The sequence below is a fragment of the Gammaproteobacteria bacterium genome (assembly GCA_037388465.1).
Classification (GTDB): Bacteria; Pseudomonadota; Gammaproteobacteria; order SpSt-1174; family SpSt-1174; genus JARRKE01.
In genome coordinates, this window is sequence record JARRKE010000016.1 from 1 (window position 1) to 17,491 (window position 17,491).

At 64.8% G+C, this 17,491-nt stretch carries 18 protein-coding genes; 4 read left to right on the forward strand and 14 right to left on the reverse strand.

The genetic code is table 11. The features are described from left to right. From P8Y64_05150 to P8Y64_05165, 4 genes are all read right to left on the reverse strand, one after another. Nucleotides 1-539: aminotransferase class I/II-fold pyridoxal phosphate-dependent enzyme (locus P8Y64_05150; GenBank protein MEJ2059857.1), on the reverse strand; the 539-nt coding region annotated here is incomplete at its 3' end. Between the two features lie 4 nt (nt 540-543). Then, the gene (locus P8Y64_05155) at nt 544-2,139 is read right to left on the reverse strand and encodes an APC family permease (protein MEJ2059858.1); all 1,596 of its coding nucleotides are present in this window, start codon (nt 2,137-2,139) and stop codon (nt 544-546) included. A gap of 198 nt (nt 2,140-2,337) precedes the next feature. After that, nucleotides 2,338-3,321, reverse strand: coding sequence for a biotin synthase BioB (gene bioB, locus P8Y64_05160; protein ID MEJ2059859.1), 984 nt, complete (start codon nt 3,319-3,321; stop codon nt 2,338-2,340). Continuing rightward, the gene (locus P8Y64_05165) at nt 3,314-3,715 is read right to left on the reverse strand and encodes a hypothetical protein (protein ID MEJ2059860.1); all 402 of its coding nucleotides are present in this window, start codon (nt 3,713-3,715) and stop codon (nt 3,314-3,316) included. The genes bioB and P8Y64_05165 overlap by 8 nt, the downstream gene beginning before the upstream one ends. Nucleotides 3,716-3,833: 118 nt before the next feature. Here P8Y64_05165 and P8Y64_05170 point away from each other — a divergent pair, with 118 nt between their 5' ends. After that, nucleotides 3,834-4,538 carry a ComF family protein gene (locus P8Y64_05170; GenBank protein ID MEJ2059861.1) on the forward strand — a complete coding sequence of 235 codons (705 nt, stop codon included), beginning with the start codon at nt 3,834-3,836 and terminating at the stop codon, nt 4,536-4,538. Nucleotides 4,539-4,559: 21 nt separating this feature from the next. On the opposite strand, the gene ubiA is transcribed toward P8Y64_05170, so the two are convergent. Continuing rightward, nucleotides 4,560-5,429 (reverse strand): 4-hydroxybenzoate octaprenyltransferase, encoded by an 870-nt coding sequence (ubiA, locus tag P8Y64_05175; GenBank protein MEJ2059862.1) that lies wholly within the window; start codon nt 5,427-5,429, stop codon nt 4,560-4,562. Nucleotides 5,430-5,630: 201 nt separating this feature from the next. On the opposite strand from ubiA, the gene gorA reads away from it, so the two are divergent. The 3 genes from gorA to P8Y64_05190 are packed head-to-tail and all read left to right on the forward strand — an operon-like array spanning nt 5,631 to nt 8,286. Next, on the forward strand, nt 5,631-6,977 hold the full coding sequence (gorA, locus tag P8Y64_05180; protein MEJ2059863.1) for a glutathione-disulfide reductase: 1,347 nt from the start codon (nt 5,631-5,633) through the stop codon (nt 6,975-6,977). 10 nt (nt 6,978-6,987) lie between these two features. Then, entirely contained in the window at nt 6,988-7,722 is a 735-nt protein-coding gene (locus P8Y64_05185) for a DUF72 domain-containing protein (protein ID MEJ2059864.1), read from the forward strand. 30 nt (nt 7,723-7,752) lie between these two features. Beyond that, a complete protein-coding gene (locus P8Y64_05190) occupies nt 7,753-8,286 on the forward strand; it encodes a gamma carbonic anhydrase family protein (GenBank protein ID MEJ2059865.1) in 534 nt (177 codons plus the stop codon). Nucleotides 8,287-8,310: 24 nt separating this feature from the next. Here the strand turns inward: P8Y64_05190 and P8Y64_05195 are convergent, their stop codons facing one another. From P8Y64_05195 to dprA, 9 genes are all read right to left on the reverse strand, one after another. Continuing rightward, complete coding sequence (locus P8Y64_05195; protein ID MEJ2059866.1) at nt 8,311-9,021, reverse strand: OmpA family protein; 711 nt, start codon at nt 9,019-9,021, stop codon at nt 8,311-8,313. An 82-nt stretch (nt 9,022-9,103) separates the two neighbouring features. Next, nucleotides 9,104-9,928, reverse strand: a complete 825-nt coding sequence (gene aroE, locus P8Y64_05200) for a shikimate dehydrogenase (protein MEJ2059867.1) — start codon at nt 9,926-9,928, stop codon at nt 9,104-9,106. 13 nt (nt 9,929-9,941) lie between these two features. Continuing rightward, nucleotides 9,942-10,952 (reverse strand): porphobilinogen synthase, encoded by a 1,011-nt coding sequence (gene hemB, locus P8Y64_05205; GenBank protein MEJ2059868.1) that lies wholly within the window; start codon nt 10,950-10,952, stop codon nt 9,942-9,944. Beyond that, nucleotides 10,949-11,632, reverse strand: coding sequence for a metalloregulator ArsR/SmtB family transcription factor (locus P8Y64_05210; GenBank protein ID MEJ2059869.1), 684 nt, complete (start codon nt 11,630-11,632; stop codon nt 10,949-10,951). Before P8Y64_05210 ends, hemB begins: the two co-directional genes overlap by 4 nt. A 194-nt stretch (nt 11,633-11,826) precedes the next feature. Then, nucleotides 11,827-12,753: an oxygen-dependent coproporphyrinogen oxidase gene (gene hemF, locus P8Y64_05215; protein MEJ2059870.1), complete on the reverse strand. Its 927-nt coding sequence runs from the start codon at nt 12,751-12,753 to the stop codon at nt 11,827-11,829. Nucleotides 12,754-12,873: 120 nt separating this feature from the next. After that, nucleotides 12,874-13,428, reverse strand: coding sequence for an L-threonylcarbamoyladenylate synthase (locus P8Y64_05220; protein MEJ2059871.1), 555 nt, complete (start codon nt 13,426-13,428; stop codon nt 12,874-12,876). Nucleotides 13,429-13,434: 6 nt separating this feature from the next. Beyond that, nucleotides 13,435-15,843, reverse strand: coding sequence for a DNA topoisomerase I (locus P8Y64_05225; GenBank protein MEJ2059872.1), 2,409 nt, complete (start codon nt 15,841-15,843; stop codon nt 13,435-13,437). A 22-nt stretch (nt 15,844-15,865) separates the two neighbouring features. Beyond that, nucleotides 15,866-16,339 (reverse strand): DUF494 domain-containing protein, encoded by a 474-nt coding sequence (locus tag P8Y64_05230; GenBank protein ID MEJ2059873.1) that lies wholly within the window; start codon nt 16,337-16,339, stop codon nt 15,866-15,868. After that, complete coding sequence (dprA, locus tag P8Y64_05235; GenBank protein MEJ2059874.1) at nt 16,336-17,484, reverse strand: DNA-processing protein DprA; 1,149 nt, start codon at nt 17,482-17,484, stop codon at nt 16,336-16,338. Before dprA ends, P8Y64_05230 begins: the two co-directional genes overlap by 4 nt. Nucleotides 17,485-17,491 lie beyond the last annotated feature (7 nt).

Sequence of the window (17,491 nt, forward strand, 5' to 3'; positions counted from 1 at the left end):
TCGCCGTCCATGCTGAACACGCCGTCGGTGAGGACCAGCCGTTCGCGGGCCGCGGACCCGGCGAGGCGGGTTTCCAGGTCGTTCGCATCACCATGGGCGTAGCGGGTGAAACGCGCGCCGGACAGCAGTCCGGCGTCAAGCAGCGAGGCGTGGTTGAGGCGGTCCTCGAATATCGCATCGCCGCGTCCAACCAGCGCCTGGGCCACGCCCAGGTTGGCCATGTAGCCGGTGGAGAACAACAGGGCACGTGGACGGCCGGTGAACGCCGCCAGCGCTTCCTCGAGACGGTGGTGGGCGGCGGTATGGCCGTTGACCAGGTGGGCGGCGCCGGCCCCGGCGCCCCAGCGCTCGAGGCCGGCCTTGAAGGCGGCCACCACCTGCGGATGGTTGGCCAGCCCCAGGTAGTCGTTGCTGCAAAAGGCCAGCACCGGCCGGCCGTCGATGACCTGTTCCGGGCCCTGCGGGCTATCCACGATACGCCGGCTGCGGTACAGACCCTGGCTGCGGCGGGATGTGAGCTCGGCGCGCAGGTCCTTCATCAGGTCAGGGCGCGGCCTGCTCCGGTGCGCTGATCAGTTGCTCGAGGTATTCCGCACTGTCCTCGGCGCGCACGCCGGTGGCCAGCGCCAGGCCCATGATGACCAGGCTGAACACGGCACTGATCAGCATGTCCTCGCCGAAACTGAGTGCACCGTTGCCGCCCAGCGAGGCGGGGCCGTACACCAGCAGCAGCCACAGGCCGATGAAATAGGGGAACACCCAGGCGATCTGCCGCCAGCCGAACGCACCCTTCGGCGCCGCGCGGAACAAATAGTGATAGGCGGTATAGGCCAGGAACATCACCGCGATCATCCCGAACAACACGTTCGCCGTTGCCAGGCCGGTCCACAGAACGATCCAGTTTGAAATGATGAAGGCTGCGGGCGCGAACAGCCACACGAACCGTAACCGGAAGGGGCGCGGGGCATCGGGGAGAGTCCGGCGCAGATGCAGCAGCACGATGGGACCGAGCCCGTAGGACAGCACGGTGACCGAAGAGATATAGCCGACCAGTTTTTGCCAGGACGGGAACGGGAAAAAGAAGATCGCGCCCGCGAGGAAGGTGACTATCAGGGCGCGTACCGGGACGCCATGGCCGTTCACCTCGGCCAGCGACTGCGGCAGGGTGCGCATTTCACCCGCGGCCATGGTGACGCGCGAGCTGGCCGTGGTGTAGATGAAGCCGGTGCCGCCCGGGGAGGCGATGGCATCGGCGTACAGCACGATTGCCCACCAGGTGGCGCCGACACTCACGCTGAGTGCGGCCAGGGGACCGGTGACACCGGTGAAATGCAGGCTGCGCCAGTCGTTGCCGATCTGGGCCGGATCGAGCGCCAGCAGGAAGGCGAACTGCAGCCCGACGTAGATCAGCGCGGCGATGAGTACCGAGCCGATCACCGCCAGCGGGATGTTGCGCGAGGGGTTGTCCGTCTCGCCCGCCAGGTCGATGGCCTGACGGAAACCGAAAAAGCTGAAAATCACCCCGGCGCTGGCGACGGCGGTGAAGATGCCGGAGAACTCGTAATGACCGGCGGCGGCATGCAGGTTCTCGACATGGTGGGCGTGGCTCAGCAGCACCCCGATGGTCAGTACGGGGATGGCGATCTTCCACCAGGTGGCCGCGCTGTTGATGAGCAGCACCCAGCGGATGGCGAGCAGGTTGAGGGCGACGATCAGCGCCAGGCAGATGATGGCGGCAAAGAAGCCGAGGTGGGTGAGCAGGCCGCTGTGCGGATCGACAAGCCCCGGCAGGTAGTTGTTGGCGTAGGTGAGCACCGCCATGACTTCGACCGGTGCGATGGTCACGTAGCCGAAGAACAGGATCCAGCCCCATATCCGGCCGAGCAGGTCACCGTGGCTCAGGTGACTGAGGTGAACCAGGGCGCCGCTCTTGGGCAGCAGCGTGACGAGTTCGGAGTAGACCAGGGCGAGCAGCAGGACGGCGACGGCGCCGATGATCCAGGACCACATGCTTAACGGTCCGGCGAGCTTGGCGGCATGCAGGGAGCCGAACAGCCAACCGGACCCGATCATGCCGCCCAGGCTTGCGTAAAGCAGGCCGACGGGGCCGGCCTCCTTGCGAAGTCTGCGTTCAGTCACGTGCGTTCCTCCTTTGTGTTCCCGGCAGGCTGTTGATGCCGCTCAGGCGAGTACGAGAGAAGGAAAAATCGGGCGAACAAGCGCAGTTTACATGTCGTAAACGAGCATTATGAGCCTGATTTTGAAGCCCTATCGTGCCGCATGAGTAGACAACAACAGCCTGTCAGAGTGGACAGGCCCGGTCTGACGCACCTTGACTCAGGCCGTTTGGGATTGCGCCTCGCTGGTGTGGTGTCCTTCCTCCACCTGTATGCCCAGCCGGTCGAACAGCACGAGGTCGTGGTTTTCGCTGGGATTGGGCGTGGTCAGGAGCTTGTCACCATAAAAGATCGAGTTGGCGCCTGCAAAAAAGCACAGCGCCTGCAGTTCGTCGCTCATCTCGGTGCGGCCGGCCGACAGGCGCACGTACGAGGCGGGCATGAGAATGCGCGCGCAGGCGATGATGCGCACGAACTCGATCGGATCGAGCTCGGGGGTGCCGGCCAGCGGGGTACCTTCGACCTGCACCAGATTGTTGATCGGCACCGATTCCGGATGACGCGGCAGGTTGGCGAGCTGCTGGAGCAGGCCGGCGCGGTCCGGGCGCGATTCGCCCATGCCGAGAATTCCGCCGCTGCACACGTTGATGCCGGCGTCCCGTACATGTTCCAGCGTTTCCAGCCGGTCCTGGTAGATGCGGGTGGTGATGACGTTGCCGTAGAACTCCGGCGAGGTGTCCAGGTTGTGGTTGTAATAGTCGAGCCCGGCCTGCTTGAGACGCTGGCTCTGGCGTTCGGTGAGCATGCCCAGGGTGACGCAGGTCTCGAGACCCTCGGCGCGCACGGCCTCGATCATCTCGACCACACGTTCCAGGTTCTTGTCGGTCGGATTGCGCCACGCGGCACCCATGCAGAAACGGCTGGCGCCGTTGGCCCTGGCGTTGCGCGCGGCCTCCACGACCTCGTCCAGCGGCAGCAGGCGCTCGGGTTCCAACTCGGTGTGATGATGGGCGCTTTGCGGGCAATAGCCGCAATCCTCGGGGCAGGCGCCGGTCTTGATGGACAGCAGGCTGCTGACCTGGACCTTGTTGGGGTCGAAGTGTTCGCGGTGCACGCGCTGGGCCTCGAACAACAGGTCGTTCAGCGGGCGGTTCATGAGGGCCAGGATCTCGTCCCGGCTCCAGTCGTGTCGAATGTCAGTCATGAGGCGGTAACGGGGGTTCGTCTTCGGGCACCTCGATGTCCTCCCAGGGTTCCTTGTAGCGGATCCGGTAGAGGTAGTAACCGGAAATGGGAAGAATCAGCGCCACGGTGAATATCCAGTAAATGATGAAGTAGTTGATCTTGGGCGGGAAATAGGTCCCCACCGGGATCAGCACGCACAGCAGACCGTAGAACAGGTAGGCGCCGCGGTGGACGTAAAAGCCGACGCGCGGATTGGGGTGGTGGCTGGTGAATACGTACACGGCCATCGACGCCCCGAACCAGAAAATGAGCAATGGGAAAGGAATCAGCACCGAAATGATGTTCCCCCAATGAAACCACTGCGCAGCGGAGCGTGCAGACTCCGCCTTGATGACCTTGTAACCGGCCGTCATGACTGCCCTTTCGGTGACTACTGCAAAGTGCGCAGTTTACCACCGCCTGAGGCTGCATGCGTTTGTCCGGCATCAAGGGATTCTGGCATCCGGGCCGGCGAGTCTTTACCTTAGCCGCATGCGTATCAGGGATCGATTGCTGGATGTGTTGTATCCGCCGCGCTGTCTGGTCTGCGGCCAGGGGGGCGTGCCGGGGCGGGATTTGTGCCTCGCCTGCGCCGCGGAACTGCCCTGGCAGGGACATGCCTGCACGCACTGCGCCCTGCCGCTGCCGGCAGGTTCCTCTGAGCGCTGCGGGCGCTGCCAGCGTCGCCGCCCGGCTTTTGACAGTGCCCGCGCCGTGTTCGAGTACCGGCCGCCGCTGGACAGCCTCCTGCCGCGCCTCAAGTACGGGGCGCGCCTCAGTCACGGGCGGCTGCTGGGACAACTGATGGCGGAGCGCCTGGCGCCGGGTCTGGAGATGCGGCCCGACTGCGTGCTTCCCGTGCCGCTGCATCGGCGCCGTCTGACGGAACGCGGCTTCAATCAGGCCCTGGAGCTGGCCCGTCCGGTGGCGCGTGCGCTGGGTGTACCGTTGGCGATGGATGGAGTGCGGCGAGTGCGTTCCACGCCGCCTCAGGTGGGGCTGGCCGCCAAGGCCCGGCGCGCCAATCTGCGCGGCGCCTTCGAACTCCGGTCGGGGTTCCGGCCTGCTCATGTCCTGATCGTCGACGACGTGATGACCACGGGCGCGACCGTGGACGAACTGGCGCGGGTGCTGAAGCGCGCGGGCGTAAGGCGGGTGGACGTGTGGGCCTGTGCGCGGGCCGCGCCCGGCAAATGAGGCGTCTGGAATGCCCCGTGCTCAGCGCAGGGCGTAGTCCAGCGCCATGCCGACGAAGACCGCGAACCCGAACCAGTTGTTGTTGAGGAAGGCGCGGAAACAGGCCATCGGCTCGCGGTTGCGCACCAGCCACTGTTCGTAGACGGCGAAGCCGGCGGCGACCAGCAGGCCGAGGTGATAGTAAAGGCCCAGGCCGGCCTGCTGCCCGACCAGATACAGGGAGAGCAGGACCAATGCCTGCAGGATGCCCACCAGCAGCTTGTCATAGCGTCCGAACAGGATGGCTGTCGATTTGACGCCGATCTTGAGGTCGTCCTCGCGGTCGGTCATGGCATACATCGTGTCGTAGGCCGTCGACCAGATGATGTTGGTCAGAAACAGCAGCCAGATCGTCTGGGTCGGGAAGTGGCCGGTCTGGGCGGCATAGGCCATGGGGATACCCCAGCCGAAGGCCGCGCCCAGGTGCACCTGCGGCAGGTAGTGATAACGCTTCATGAACGGGTAGGTGGCGGCCAGAACCGCGCCGCCGAGCGACAGCCACACGGTGAGGCGGTTCATCAGCAGCACCAGCCCGAAGGCGACCAGCGCCAGCACCACGAACACCCCGATCGCCTCGCGCGGACGGATGCGTCCGGCGGCCAGCGGCCGGTTGCTGGTGCGGGCCACGCTGCCGTCGAAATCGCGGTCCGCATAGTCGTTGATGGCGCAACCGGCGGAGCGCATCACGAACACACCGATTACGAACACCGCCAGCACCAGCAGGTTCGGCACGCCCTTGGCGGCGATCCACAACGACCACAGGGTGGGCCAGAGCAGCAGCAGCGAACCGATCGGCTTGTCGAGCCGGGTCAGCAGGGCGTACTGGTGCAGGCGTTCCAGCACGAAGCTCACGCGGGGCGAGGCGCGCCAGTCTGCGAATCTCTGCCTGAAGGTGTCCACGGTGGTCGGGTGATCCGGTGTTTCGGGCTGACGATTCTAACAAAGGCGCGGCTATCGGCGGGCCGGCGCGAGGGCTTTCGGCAATCGCTGCGGCCCGAACGGCATGCGGCAAACGTCATACAATGGTGCGCACGTACATCTCACGGACAGACCATGAAACAGTTTGATCTGATTGCAATCGGCGGCGGCAGCGGCGGGCTTTCGGTGGCCGAACGCGCCGCCGCCTACGGGGCCAAATGCGCCGTGGTGGAGTCGGGGCGCCTCGGCGGTACCTGCGTGAACGTCGGTTGCGTACCCAAAAAAGTGATGTGGTATGGAGCGGAATTCGCCCACGCCCTGACGGACGCGCCGGACTACGGGTTCGACCTGCAGCAGGGTGGCTTCGACTGGGGCGAGCTGGTGCGCAAACGCGAGGCCTATATCAGCGGTATCAACGCCTGGTACCACACCTATTTGTCCGACTCCGACATCGAGGAGATTCCGGGATACGCCCGTTTCGTCGACGCCCATACCCTGGAGGTGGACGGCGAGCGCCTGCGGGCGGACCACATCGTGATCGCCAGCGGTGGCCGGCCTTCCATACCGGACGTAAAAGGAGCGGAACACGGCATTACATCGGACGGATTTTTCGAGCTGCAGACTCAGCCGCGTAACGTGGCAGTGATAGGCGCCGGCTACATTGCGGTGGAGCTGGCCGGTGTTCTGAATGCCCTGGGTTCAGAGGTCAGCCTGTACCTGCGGCGCGAACACTTCCTGCGCAGTTTCGACGACATGCTGCGCGAGACCCTGATGGAGTGCATGGTGGAGGAGGGAGTGAACATCTTCCCGCGTACCCAGGTGCGGGAGGTGGTCAGGGAACAGGACGGCAGTCTCACCCTGGACTGCGATCAGGGCCATCGCACCGAAGGTTTCGATACCGTGATCTGGGCCATCGGCCGCGATCCGAATACGGCCGACCTAGATCTGGAAAAAACCGGCGTAATCCACGACGCGGACGGCTACATCCCCACCGACCGCTTTCAGAACACCAATGTGGACGGAATCTACGCCATCGGCGACGTCACCGGGCGTGCCCAGCTGACGCCGGTTGCGATCGCCGCGGGCCGGCGGCTGGCCGATCGCCTGTTCGGCGGCAAGCCGGAGCGTCACCTGAACTACGAGAACATTCCCAGCGTCGTGTTCAGTCATCCGCCCATCGGCACCGTCGGCCTGACCGAGGACGAGGCCCGCGAACTGCACGGCAGTGCGGTGAAGGTGTATCAGACGCGCTTCACGCCGATGTCGCACGCCTTCACCGAGCGCAAGATGCGCACGGCGATGAAGCTGGTGACGGTGGGCGCGCACGAGAAGGTGGTGGGCTGCCATATCATCGGCCCCGGCGCCGACGAAATGCTGCAGGGCTTTGCCGTAGCCATCCGCATGGGGGCGACCAAGCAGGATTTCGACGACACGGTGGCGATCCATCCCACCAGCGCCGAGGAACTCGTGACCATGCGGTGAACGATCCGGCATGACGCAGGCGCCACCGCAGATACGGATCGGAACGTCGGGCTGGGTGTACCCGCACTGGCGCGACGCCTTTTATCCCGCCGGCCTGCCGCAAGCCGACTGGCTGCGCTATTACGCGGCCAGGCTGCATTCGGTGGAGATCAACGGCAGCTTCTATCGACTGCCCGGCGAGGCCGCGGTGGCGGACTGGTGCGACGAGGTGTCGCAGGACTTCGTATTCGCCGTCAAGGCCAGCCGCTACATCACGCACATGAAAAAACTGCGCGAGCCGGAAGCCACCTGGCCGCCGTTCATCGAACGCATGGCCGGGCTCGGTAAGCACCTGGGACCGATCCTGTTCCAATTGCCGCCCCGCTGGCGGGTCAATCTCGAACGCCTGCAGGGGCTGCTCGAAGCGCTGGGCGGCAAATACCGCGCCGCCTTCGAGTTTCGCGATCCCAGTTGGTTCGACGACCGCGTCTACGCGTTGCTGGAAAAACACGGCGCGGCGCTTTGCATCTACGAACTCGCAGGCTTCAAGTCGCCGCACGAAGTCACCGCGGATTTCGTCTACCTGCGCCTGCATGGACCGAGTGGTGCCTATCAGGGCTGCTACAGCCCGCAGCGCTTGAGCGCCTGGGCCAGACGATTGCACGACTGGCAGGCGCAGGGACGCGGCGTGTACTGTTATTTCGACAACGACGAGGCGGGCTACGCCGCGCACAACGCCCTGCAGTTGCAGCGTTATATGCGGTAACTTTTTATTCTCTCACTGAAGGAGTCGCGCATGGCGTTGAGGCCGTTCGAATCCAGGACACCGCAGATTGCGGCGACAGCATTCGTGGACGATACAGCCGTGGTCTGCGGCGACGTCACCTTGGGCGAGGACAGTTCCATCTGGCCGCTGTGCGTGCTGCGGGGTGACATCCATACCATCCGCATCGGCGCATGCAGCAACATCCAGGACGGCTGCGTGCTGCACGTTTCGCACGATAGCGAATACGTGCCCGGCGGCCATCCGCTGACGGTGGGCAATGAGGTGACCATCGGGCACAACGTGACGTTGCATGGTTGCACGGTCGAGGACCGCTGCCTGGTCGGCATGGGCAGCATCGTGCTGGACGGGGCGGTGATTCGCAGCGGTGCGATGGTGGGGGCGGGCAGCCTGGTGGCGCCGGGACACGAACTGGAAGGCGGCTACCTGTGGCTGGGCTCGCCCGCACGCCGGGTGCGCCCGCTTACCGACAAGGAAAAAGATTATTTGACGTATTCGGCCGCACATTACGTGCGGCTCAAGAACCGCCACCGCGCCGGCGATTGACGCGGTGGCGGTTTATTTAAGCGCTCAGCCCTGGTTGTAGCCGTAGGTGTTTTGTTGCTGCTGCACCGGCACGATGGTGATGGTCACGCGACGGTTTTGCGAGCGGCCCTGTGGCGTGCTGTTGCTGGCGACGGGGTAGTTCTCCCCGTACCCCACGGCCTTGATGCGGAACGACTGCACGCCCTGGCTGATGAGGTATTTGCCCACGCTGACGGCGCGCTGCTCGGAAAGCCACTGGTTGTGTTGCTCGGTGCCCGTGCTGTCGGTGTAGCCGGAGATGTCGATCATGGTCTTGTCGTAGTGCTTGAACACCTTGGACACCGAGTTCAGCACCGGATAGAACTGCGGCTCGACGGCGTACTGGTCGATCGGGAAGGTGATGTCGCTGGGCATCACCAGGATCAGGTTGTTACCGCTGCGCTGTACGCTGACGCCGGTGCCTTGCAGTTCCCGGCGCAAGGCGTTCTGCTGCTGATCCATGTAGTTGCCGATCGCACCACCGGCCAGTCCGCCGATAACGGCGCCGATATAGCGGTTGCGGTCCTGATTGCCCCCGACGTTGTTGCCGATGATCATGCCGGTGATCGCCCCGATCCCGGCGCCGATGGCCGTGCGGCTGACTTCCTGTTCCCCCGTATAGGGGTTGGTGGTGCAGCCTGCGGCCACGAGGCCGAGGCAGCCGATGGCGGCCCAGGTGACGATGCGGGTGGGGCGGGAAATGCGATTCAGCTTCATGTTCTCAGTCCTCAGACGGATCAAGCGATTGTTCCTTAGTATTGAAGGAGCAATGCGTTAGAAACGCAATGGTTGACAAGGTTCAGGCCGCTACTTCCCCGCGCAGGTGCCGGATGACGGGGGCGGTGGCGGGGCGCACCCCGCGCCAGAGCAGGAACGACTCGGCGGCCTGCTCGACCAGCATGCCCAGTCCGTCCCAGGTGCCGGCGGCGCCGGCGGTGTGCGCCCAGCGCTGAAATACGGTGGGTTCACTACCGTAGGCCATGTCGTAGCAATAGGTTTCGGTGCCGACGATGCCGGCGGGCAGCGGCGGCAGTTCTCCGGACAGGCTGGCGGCGGTGCCGTTGATGATCAGATCGAAGCGCTGGCCGTCCAGCGCCTCGAAACTGCAGGCCTGGATCGGGCCCGTGTCGGCGAAATCCTCGGCCAGCTGTTCGGCGCGTGCCGGTGTGCGGTTGGCGATGACGAGTTTGGCGGGGTGCTGTTCGAGCAGCGGTGCCAGCACGCCGCGTACGGCGCCGCCGGCGCCGACGATCAGCAGGCGGCGGGCGCGCAGCGTCAGGTCGCAATTCACGCACAGGTCCTGTACCAGGCCGAGTCCGTCGGTGTTCGCACCGCGGATCCGTCCGTCATCGGTGAAGATCAGGGTGTTCACCGCACGGGCGCGGTCCGCCAGCGGACCGCAGCTGTCGGCCAGTTCCCAGGCCTGTTCCTTGAACGGCAGGGTGACGTTCATGCCCCGCCCGCCGCGTGCCTGGAACTGGCGCACCATGTCCTCAAAACCGTCCAGCGGGGCGAGCAGTGCCTCGTAGGTCAACGCCTGTCCGGTTTGTTCGGCGAACAGGCGATGAATGGTGGGGGACTTGCTGTGGGCGATCGGATTGCCGACGACAGCGTAGTAATCCATGGGCCTGACTTTCTCAGTTGCCTTCCTGAAGCCATCTGGCTGCGGCCATGGCGTAATAGGTGAGGATGCCGTCGGCGCCGGCGCGCTTCATGCCGGTGAGGGCCTCGAGCACACAGGCGCGTTCGTCCAGCCAGCCGTTCTGGGCGGCGGCCTTGAGCATGGCGTATTCGCCGCTGACGTGATAGACGAAGGTGGGGACCTGATAGGTCGACTTGACCCGCTGCACGATGTCGAGATACGGCATGCCGGGCTTGACCATCACCATGTCGGCGCCTTCGTCCAGATCCAGGGCGACCTCGCGCAGGGCCTCGTCCGAATTGGCGGGGTCCATCTGATAGGTATGCTTGCCGCCCTTGCCCAGATTGGCCGCGGAGCCGACCGCGTCGCGGAAGGGGCCGTAGAAGCTCGAGGCATATTTGGCCGAATAGGCGAGGATCCGGGTATGGATGTGGCCGCGCTCCTCGAGGACGCTGCGGATCTCGCCGATGCGCCCGTCCATCATGTCCGAGGGTGCGACGACGTCGGCGCCGGCCTCGGCGTGGGACAGCGCCTGCTGCACCAGCACCTCGACCGTTTCGTCGTTCAGGACGTAGCCCTGCTCATCGATCAGCCCATCCTGGCCGTGGGTGGTGAAGGGGTCGAGGGCCACGTCGGTGATGACGCCGAGTGCGGGCAGATGCTGCTTGAGGGCGCGCACCGTTTGTTGTGCGAGGCCTTCCGGGTTGTAGGCCTCGCGTGCGTCTTCCGATTTCCGGTCCGACGGCGTGACAGGGAACAATGCCAGCGCCGGAATGCCGAGCTCGACGCAGGTTTCCGCCTCGCGCAGCAGCAGGTCGATGGACAGGCGTTCCACGCCCGGCATCGAACTCACCGGTTCGCGCCGGTTCTCGCCGTCCAGAACGAACACGGGGTAGATCAGGTCGTCCGCGCTGAGCACGGTCTCGCGCATCATGCGGCGTGAAAAGTCATCACGCCGCATGCGCCGCATCCGGGTCATCGGAAAGTAGCCGGTATCTCGATTCATAAAGTGACGGTGTTGGGGGTTTGTCCGGAGGTGTGCAACGGCAGCCGCGACAGTTTCCAGCCCGACAGTCCTTCCGCCAGGCGCGTCGCGCGGTGTCCGTGACGGTTCAGTTGCTGGACGGCCTCGTTGGCAAGCATGCAGTAGCGGCCGCGGCAATAGGCAATGACCTCGCTTTCGGAGGGCAGTTCCTTGAGGCGTTCCTCGATTTCCTCGATCGGTACGTGCAATGCCCCCGGCAGATGGCCCGCCTCGAATTCCTCGTGGGTGCGCACGTCGATGACCACGGCCTTGCCCCTGCGCATGCGTTCGAGCAGCTCCTGGGCGTCGATCGCCTCGGCCTGGGTATCACGGTTCTGGCCGATCAGTCGCGATACGTCCGAGATCTGATGTTCGGCCAGCGATGCGAGCTGGTCGAGCAGCTTGAGGATGGCGGTTTCGTCGGTAAGGCGGTAATAAACGTTTTGTCCGCGTTTGTGCGCGGTGGCCAAGCCGTGCTGACGCAGCAGCTGCAGGTGCTGCGAGGCGTTGGCGACGGTCAGGCCGGTGAGGCGGGCGAGGGTTTCGACGTTGCGTTCGCCTTGTCCGAGATGTTGCAGCAATGCGATGCGGTGGGGATTGCTGACGGCCTTGCCGACGCGCGCGAAGAGGCTGTTGAGTCGATGGCTCAGGGCATCGTTCATGACAGTGCTCCTTATTTTGGCTGTGACTGTTGTTATGGCTTTTTTCTGACGCACGTCCTGTTCCGGGGAGCGTGCGCGAGCTCAATCATTCTAGAAATTTGTTGAGCGTTGGAAGCATACCCCATTCTTCGCGGGGCTGTGAAACCGGCCGTATCTTCGCGGGAGATGCCGCTGGTACACGACAAGGGGCTGAATCAGACTTCGCTTTCCGTGAGCCAGTCTCTGGGTTTGAGGTAGTCGGTGTAGAGGCGCGCCTCCGGCGTGTCGGCCTCGGGATGCCAGTCATAGCGCCAGCTCGCCTGCGGTGGCAGGGACATGAGGATCGATTCGGTCCGTCCGCCCGACTGCAGTCCGAACAGGGTGCCGCGGTCGTAGACCAGGTTGAACTCCACGTAGCGACCGCGCCGGTAGAGCTGGAAGGCGCGTTCCCGCTCCCCGTAAGGGGTTTGTTTGCGGCGCTGCACGATCGGCACATAGGCCGGCAGGTAGTGATCCCCGACGCTTCGCATGAACGCGAAACTGCGTTCGAAGCCCCATTCGTTGAGGTCGTCGAAGAACAGGCCGCCGATGCCGCGCGGTTCCTGCCGGTGTTTGAGGTAAAAGTACTCGTCGCACCACTGCTTGAAGCGGGGATAAACCGATTCGCCGAACGGGGAGCAGGCCGTCTCGGCCGTACGGTGCCAGTGTACGCAGTCGGCGTCGTCGCCGTAGTAGGGGGTAAGGTCGAAGCCGCCGCCGAACCACCACACCGGTTCGGCGCCGGGTTTTTCGGCGATAAAAAACCGCACGTTGGCGTGCGAGGTGGGCACGTAGGGGTTGCGCGGATGGATGACCAGCGAGACGCCCAGCGCCTGGAAGCTGCGACCCGCCAGTTCGGGGCGGTGTGCCGTCGCCGAGGCCGGCAGGCCCTCGCCGTGCACGTGGGAGTAGTTCACGCCCGCCTTCTCGAAGACCTCGCCTTCTTCCAGGACACGACTGCGCCCACCGCCCCCGCCGGGGCGTTCCCAGGCATCGGTGCGGAACGCCTGGCCGTCGTCTTCCCCGGCGAGGGTGGTGCAGATGCGGTCCTGCAGATCCTGGAGATAGCGGGCGACGCGTTCGATATCCGGCTGGTCTGTCATGGCGGTTTCAAGTCGGGATTGCGGCAATGGGCGGATGAACATACCTCAGCAGCCGTTGGGCGGCCAGTGCGAGGCCTGTTGCCAAGGCGGCGAAGGCTTTAAGTTCGTGCCAGCCGCAGTTTAGTTGCCGGGACGGATGATGCGTCCATGGGCGTCGCGGATTTCGCTGGGGCGTTTCAGGCCGCCGACCGGCGCGTCGATGACGGCGTCCAGCTGTGCGCCGAACAGGGCGCGTACCTCCGCCGCGTGCCGGACCGGCGGTCTGCCCGCCCGGTTGGCGCTGGTCGAGACCAGGGCGGTGCGCGCCGCGCAGCACAGCGCGGCGGCCAGCGGATGGGCGGTGACCCGTACCGCGAGCGTGTGGTGCCGGCCGGTGAGCCAGGACGGCGTATGCGGCCGGGCGGGGAGCAGCCAGGTGACGGGGCCGGGCCAACTGGCGCGCACCCGTTCCAGCAGGTCGTGCGGAAGCGGGGCCAGGTAGGGGATCAGCTGGTGCAGGTCCGCGGCGATCAGAATGAGGCCCTTGCCCGGCGGGCGTCCCTTGAGTGCCAGCACGCGCCGGACGGCATGTTCGTTACGGGGATCGCAGCCGAGGCCGAATACCGCCTCGGTGGGGTAGGCCACCACCCCGCCCGCACGGATGGCGGCGGCAGCCGATTCGATGCGCTCGGGCATGGCGGGTCAGTTGCTGGCGGCCTTCTTCTTGGGGGCAGCCTTCTTTTTCGTTGTCGCCTTTTTCTTGGGCGCGGCCTTCTTTTTCGCGGCGGCCTTTTTCTTGGGTGCCGCGCGTCCCCGACCCTTGCGTTCGGGGGCCTCGGCCAGCAGGCGTTGGCAGGTTTCCAGGTCCAGGGATTTGGGGTCTTCGACGTCTTTGGGGACGCGCGCGTTCTTGCTGCCGTCCGTAATGTAGGGGCCGTAGCGCCCGTTCAGGATCTGGATGCCCTCGTCCTCGAAGACGCGGATGATTTTGTTGGCATCGGCCTCCTTCTTGGCGGCGATGACCTCCAGGGCGCGCGGTAGCTCGATGGTGTAGGGATCGTCTTCCTTCAGCGAGGCGTACTTGCTGCCGTATTTCACGTACGGGCCGAAGCGGCCGATGTTGGCGCTGACGGGTTCGCCCTCCGGCGTTTCCCCAAGGTGGCGCGGCAGTTTGAACAGTTCCAGCGCCTCTTCCAGGGTGACGGCATCCATCTTCTGGCCGGGGCGCAGGCCGGCAAACTGCGGCTTTTCCTCGTCCTCACGCGTGCCGATCTGAACGAACGGCCCGTAGCGTCCCATGCGCACGCTGACCGGTTTGCCGGTCTTGGGGTCGGTCCCCAGCTCGCGCGCCTGCATCGCCTCCTCGCGGGTGACGCTTTGTTCCTTGTCTTCGACGAGTTGCTTGAAGGGCTCCCAGAACTCCTGCATGACGGGAACCCACTGCTTTTCGCCGCGGGAGATCTCGTCAAGCTCGTCCTCCAGACGCGCCGTGAACTCGTATTCGACGTACTGGTGGAAGTGCCTGGTCAGGAAACGGTTCACGATCCGGCCGACGTCGGTCGGGGTAAACCGGCGGCTGTCGAGTTCCACGTATTCGCGCGACAGCAGCGTGGAGATGATGGTGGCATAGGTCGAGGGACGGCCGATGCCGTGCTCTTCCAGCGCCTTGACCAGGCTGGCCTCGGTATAGCGCGGTGGCGGTTCCGTGAAATGCTGGTCCGCCGCGATGTCGTTGAGCTTGACGCTGTCGCCTTCCACCAGCTTCGGCAGTTGCTTGTTCTCGTCTTCCTGCTGCTTGGCCTCGCTGTCGTCCTTGTCCTCGCGGTACAGGGCCATGAAGCCGGGCTCGACGACGGTGGAGCCGGTGGCGCGGAAATAACTGTTCTCGCCGCTGTACAGGTCCACCGAAACCTGGTCGAGGGTGGCGTGGATCATCTGGCAGGCGACGGTGCGCTTCCAGATCATTTCGTAGAGCTTGAACTGATCCGGGGTAAGGCGCGCCTTGACCGAATCCGGGGTGTAGAACACCGAGGTCGGGCGGACGGCCTCGTGGGCCTCCTGCGCGTTCTTGGATTTGGTCTTGTAGTGGCGCGCTTCAGGCGGCAGCTTGTCCTTGCCGTACTGTTCGGCGATAAAGCGGCGCATTTCCTCCAGCGCCTCTTCGGCCAGGTTGACCGAGTCGGTACGCATGTAGGTGATCAACCCGACCGGTCCGTCGCCCAGGTCGATGCCTTCATACAATTGCTGGGCGGTGCGCATGGTGCGGGAGGTGGAGAAGCCCAGTTTGCGTACCCCTTCCTGCTGCAGGGTGGAGGTCGTGAACGGAGCGGCCGGGTTGCGACGGCGCTGTTTTTTCTGGACCGATTTGACCTGCAGTCGGCCGGCCGCAGCATCCAGCAACGCCGCGCGGGCGCGGGTCGCGGCCTGCTCGTCGGCGATGTCGAACTGGGTGACGCGCTGCCCGTCGAGGGTGTGCAGGCGGGCGCTGAAATCCTGGTTCTGATGATTGCAGGCCGCCTCGATGGTCCAGTATTCGCGCGGCACGAACTTCTCGATCTCTTCCTCGCGCTCCACGATCATGCGCAGGGCCGGGCTTTGCACGCGCCCCGCCGACAGGCCGCGGCGGATCTTCTTCCACAGCAGCGGTGACAGGTTGAAGCCGACCAGGTAATCCAGCGCGCGCCGCGCCTGCTGGGCGTCGATCAGGGCATGGGAAAGTTCGCGCGGATGATCGATGGCGTCCTTGACGGCGCGTTTGGTGATCTCGTGAAAGACTACCCGATAGACCTTTTTGTCCTTGAGCAGGCCGCGGTCCTTGAGCAGTTCGTACAGATGCCAGGAGATGGCCTCGCCCTCGCGGTCGGGGTCGGTCGCCAGATACAGAGCGTCGGATTTCTTCAGGGCCTTGGCGATGGTCTCGACGTGTTTTTCGTTACGTTCGATGACCTGGTACTTCATCGCGAAGTCGTGTTCGGGGTCGACGGCGCCCTCCTTGGGCACGAGGTCGCGCACATGGCCATAGGAGGCCATCACCTCGAACCCGGGTCCGAGGTATTTCTTGATGGTTTTGCCCTTCGCGGGGGACTCGACGATGACGAGGTTTTGACTCATGCTCCTTGAAGGCGCGCGGCTTTCAATGCATGACCAGGCGGCTGTCGTCGAGCAGCAGATCCTCGAGCCAGAGGTGTGCGGTTTCCTGTTCGGGCTGATTGAACAGGACCATCAGAACCACCCATTTGAGCTGTTCCAGGTCGACTTCCTCGGCGTCCAGTGCCATCACGCGTTCGATGATCCGCTCCCGCAGCTGCGGCGTGAGCATGCCGCCCTGCTCGAGGAACATCAGGAATCCGCGGCAGTTCTCGTCAAGGCGCTCCATCTCCTTGCCGGTGTAGATGCGTACGGGGTTTTGGCCGACGTGCTCGAACAGCGGTTCGCCCTCGTTGGCGAGGCCTTCGAGCCAGTCGAAGGCCTTGTCGATCTCCTGGTTGTGGAAACCGGCATCCATCAGATGCGACTCCAGGCGGTCGCGGTCGGAATCAAACTCGGTTTCGTCATCGACATAGTGTTCGAAAAGATACATCAGCACATCCAGGACATTTTCTTTCATTTCATACTCTCTGGCTTCAGGCGCAGGTACCTGCCACCGTCCACACTGGCAATGTGGCCATTCAGTTCGAGTATCAGCAGCATGGAGGAAACGGCTTCCGGGGTCAATCCGGAACGGGCGACCAGTTCGTCGATGCCGACGGGGTCGAAACCCATAATCTCAATCAAATCAATGTATTCCCGGTCCAGAGGCGCGGCCGCCGACGGTGCGTCGTGGTGTGGGCCCGATGCCGGGGCCTGTATTGAAGATAATCGACCCTGCAGCAGACCGCCGAGTTCCTCCAGGATGTCGTCGGCCGTCTCGACGAGTTTGGCGCCTTCCCGTATCAGGCGGTGGCAGCCGCGGGCCAGCGGGTTGTGGATCGAGCCCGGGATGGCGAAGACCTCGCGCCCCTGTTCGAGCGCATAGCGCGCGGTGATCAGCGAACCGCTCTTGCGCGCCGCTTCGACCACCAGGGTGCCCAGGGACAGGCCGCTGATGATGCGGTTGCGGCGCGGGAAGTTCTCGGGGCGGGGGCCGGTGCCGATCGGGAATTCGGAGATGATTGCTCCCTGTTCCACGATGCGATGGGCGAGGGCGCGGTTGGCCGCGGGGTAGATACGGTCCAGGCCGGTGCCGGCGACGGCCAGCGTGAGCCCGCCGGCGTCCAGGGCGCCTTCATGGCAGGCGGTGTCGATTCCCTGGGCCAGGCCGCTGGTCATGCATAATCCGGCGGCTGCCAGGTGGCGGGCGAAATCCCGGGCGGTGTCCCGCCCGACAGGGGTGGGATGGCGCGAGCCGACCATGGCCAGTTGCGGATAGTCGAGCAGCCCCGGGTCCCCGTTGACGAACAGCAGCGGCGGCGGATCGGGCAGTTCCCGCAGCAGGGAGGGATAGTCCGGCGATGCCCAGGTCAGCAGGTGATGGTGAGGGGAGGCATCCAGCCAAGCCAGGTCAGGCGCGGCGCTGTCCAGGGGTTGCGTACTAACGGCCCGGGCGGCGGACTGGTTCAGGCCGGCCGCCGTCAGTTGCCCCTCGTCGGCCTCGAGCGCGGCGTCGGGCGCTCCGAAACGCTCCAGCAGCCTGGAGAAGTGGGTGAGGCCGATGCCCGGCGTGCGCCACAGCGCACACCAGGCGGCAGGTTCGTCCGTGAGATTGTCAGGCATCCGGCCC

Bases quoted from the DNA above. Each gene is read 5' to 3' on its own strand.
- bioB (MEJ2059859.1), bottom strand. From the start codon at position 3,321: ATGACTGACATTCGACACGACTGGAGCCGGGACGAGATCCTGGCCCTC.
- P8Y64_05165 (MEJ2059860.1), bottom strand. From the start codon at position 3,715: ATGACGGCCGGTTACAAGGTCATCAAGGCGGAGTCTGCACGCTCCGCT.
- P8Y64_05170 (MEJ2059861.1), top strand. From the start codon at position 3,834: ATGCGTATCAGGGATCGATTGCTGGATGTGTTGTATCCGCCGCGCTGT.
- gorA (MEJ2059863.1), top strand. From the start codon at position 5,631: ATGAAACAGTTTGATCTGATTGCAATCGGCGGCGGCAGCGGCGGGCTT.
- P8Y64_05185 (MEJ2059864.1), top strand. From the start codon at position 6,988: ATGACGCAGGCGCCACCGCAGATACGGATCGGAACGTCGGGCTGGGTG.
- P8Y64_05190 (MEJ2059865.1), top strand. From the start codon at position 7,753: ATGGCGTTGAGGCCGTTCGAATCCAGGACACCGCAGATTGCGGCGACA.
- P8Y64_05195 (MEJ2059866.1), bottom strand. From the start codon at position 9,021: ATGAAGCTGAATCGCATTTCCCGCCCCACCCGCATCGTCACCTGGGCC.
- aroE (MEJ2059867.1), bottom strand. From the start codon at position 9,928: ATGGATTACTACGCTGTCGTCGGCAATCCGATCGCCCACAGCAAGTCC.
- hemB (MEJ2059868.1), bottom strand. From the start codon at position 10,952: ATGAATCGAGATACCGGCTACTTTCCGATGACCCGGATGCGGCGCATG.
- P8Y64_05210 (MEJ2059869.1), bottom strand. From the start codon at position 11,632: ATGAACGATGCCCTGAGCCATCGACTCAACAGCCTCTTCGCGCGCGTC.
- hemF (MEJ2059870.1), bottom strand. From the start codon at position 12,753: ATGACAGACCAGCCGGATATCGAACGCGTCGCCCGCTATCTCCAGGAT.
- P8Y64_05220 (MEJ2059871.1), bottom strand. From the start codon at position 13,428: ATGCCCGAGCGCATCGAATCGGCTGCCGCCGCCATCCGTGCGGGCGGG.
- P8Y64_05225 (MEJ2059872.1), bottom strand. From the start codon at position 15,843: ATGAGTCAAAACCTCGTCATCGTCGAGTCCCCCGCGAAGGGCAAAACC.
- P8Y64_05230 (MEJ2059873.1), bottom strand. From the start codon at position 16,339: ATGAAAGAAAATGTCCTGGATGTGCTGATGTATCTTTTCGAACACTAT.
- dprA (MEJ2059874.1), bottom strand. From the start codon at position 17,484: ATGCCTGACAATCTCACGGACGAACCTGCCGCCTGGTGTGCGCTGTGG.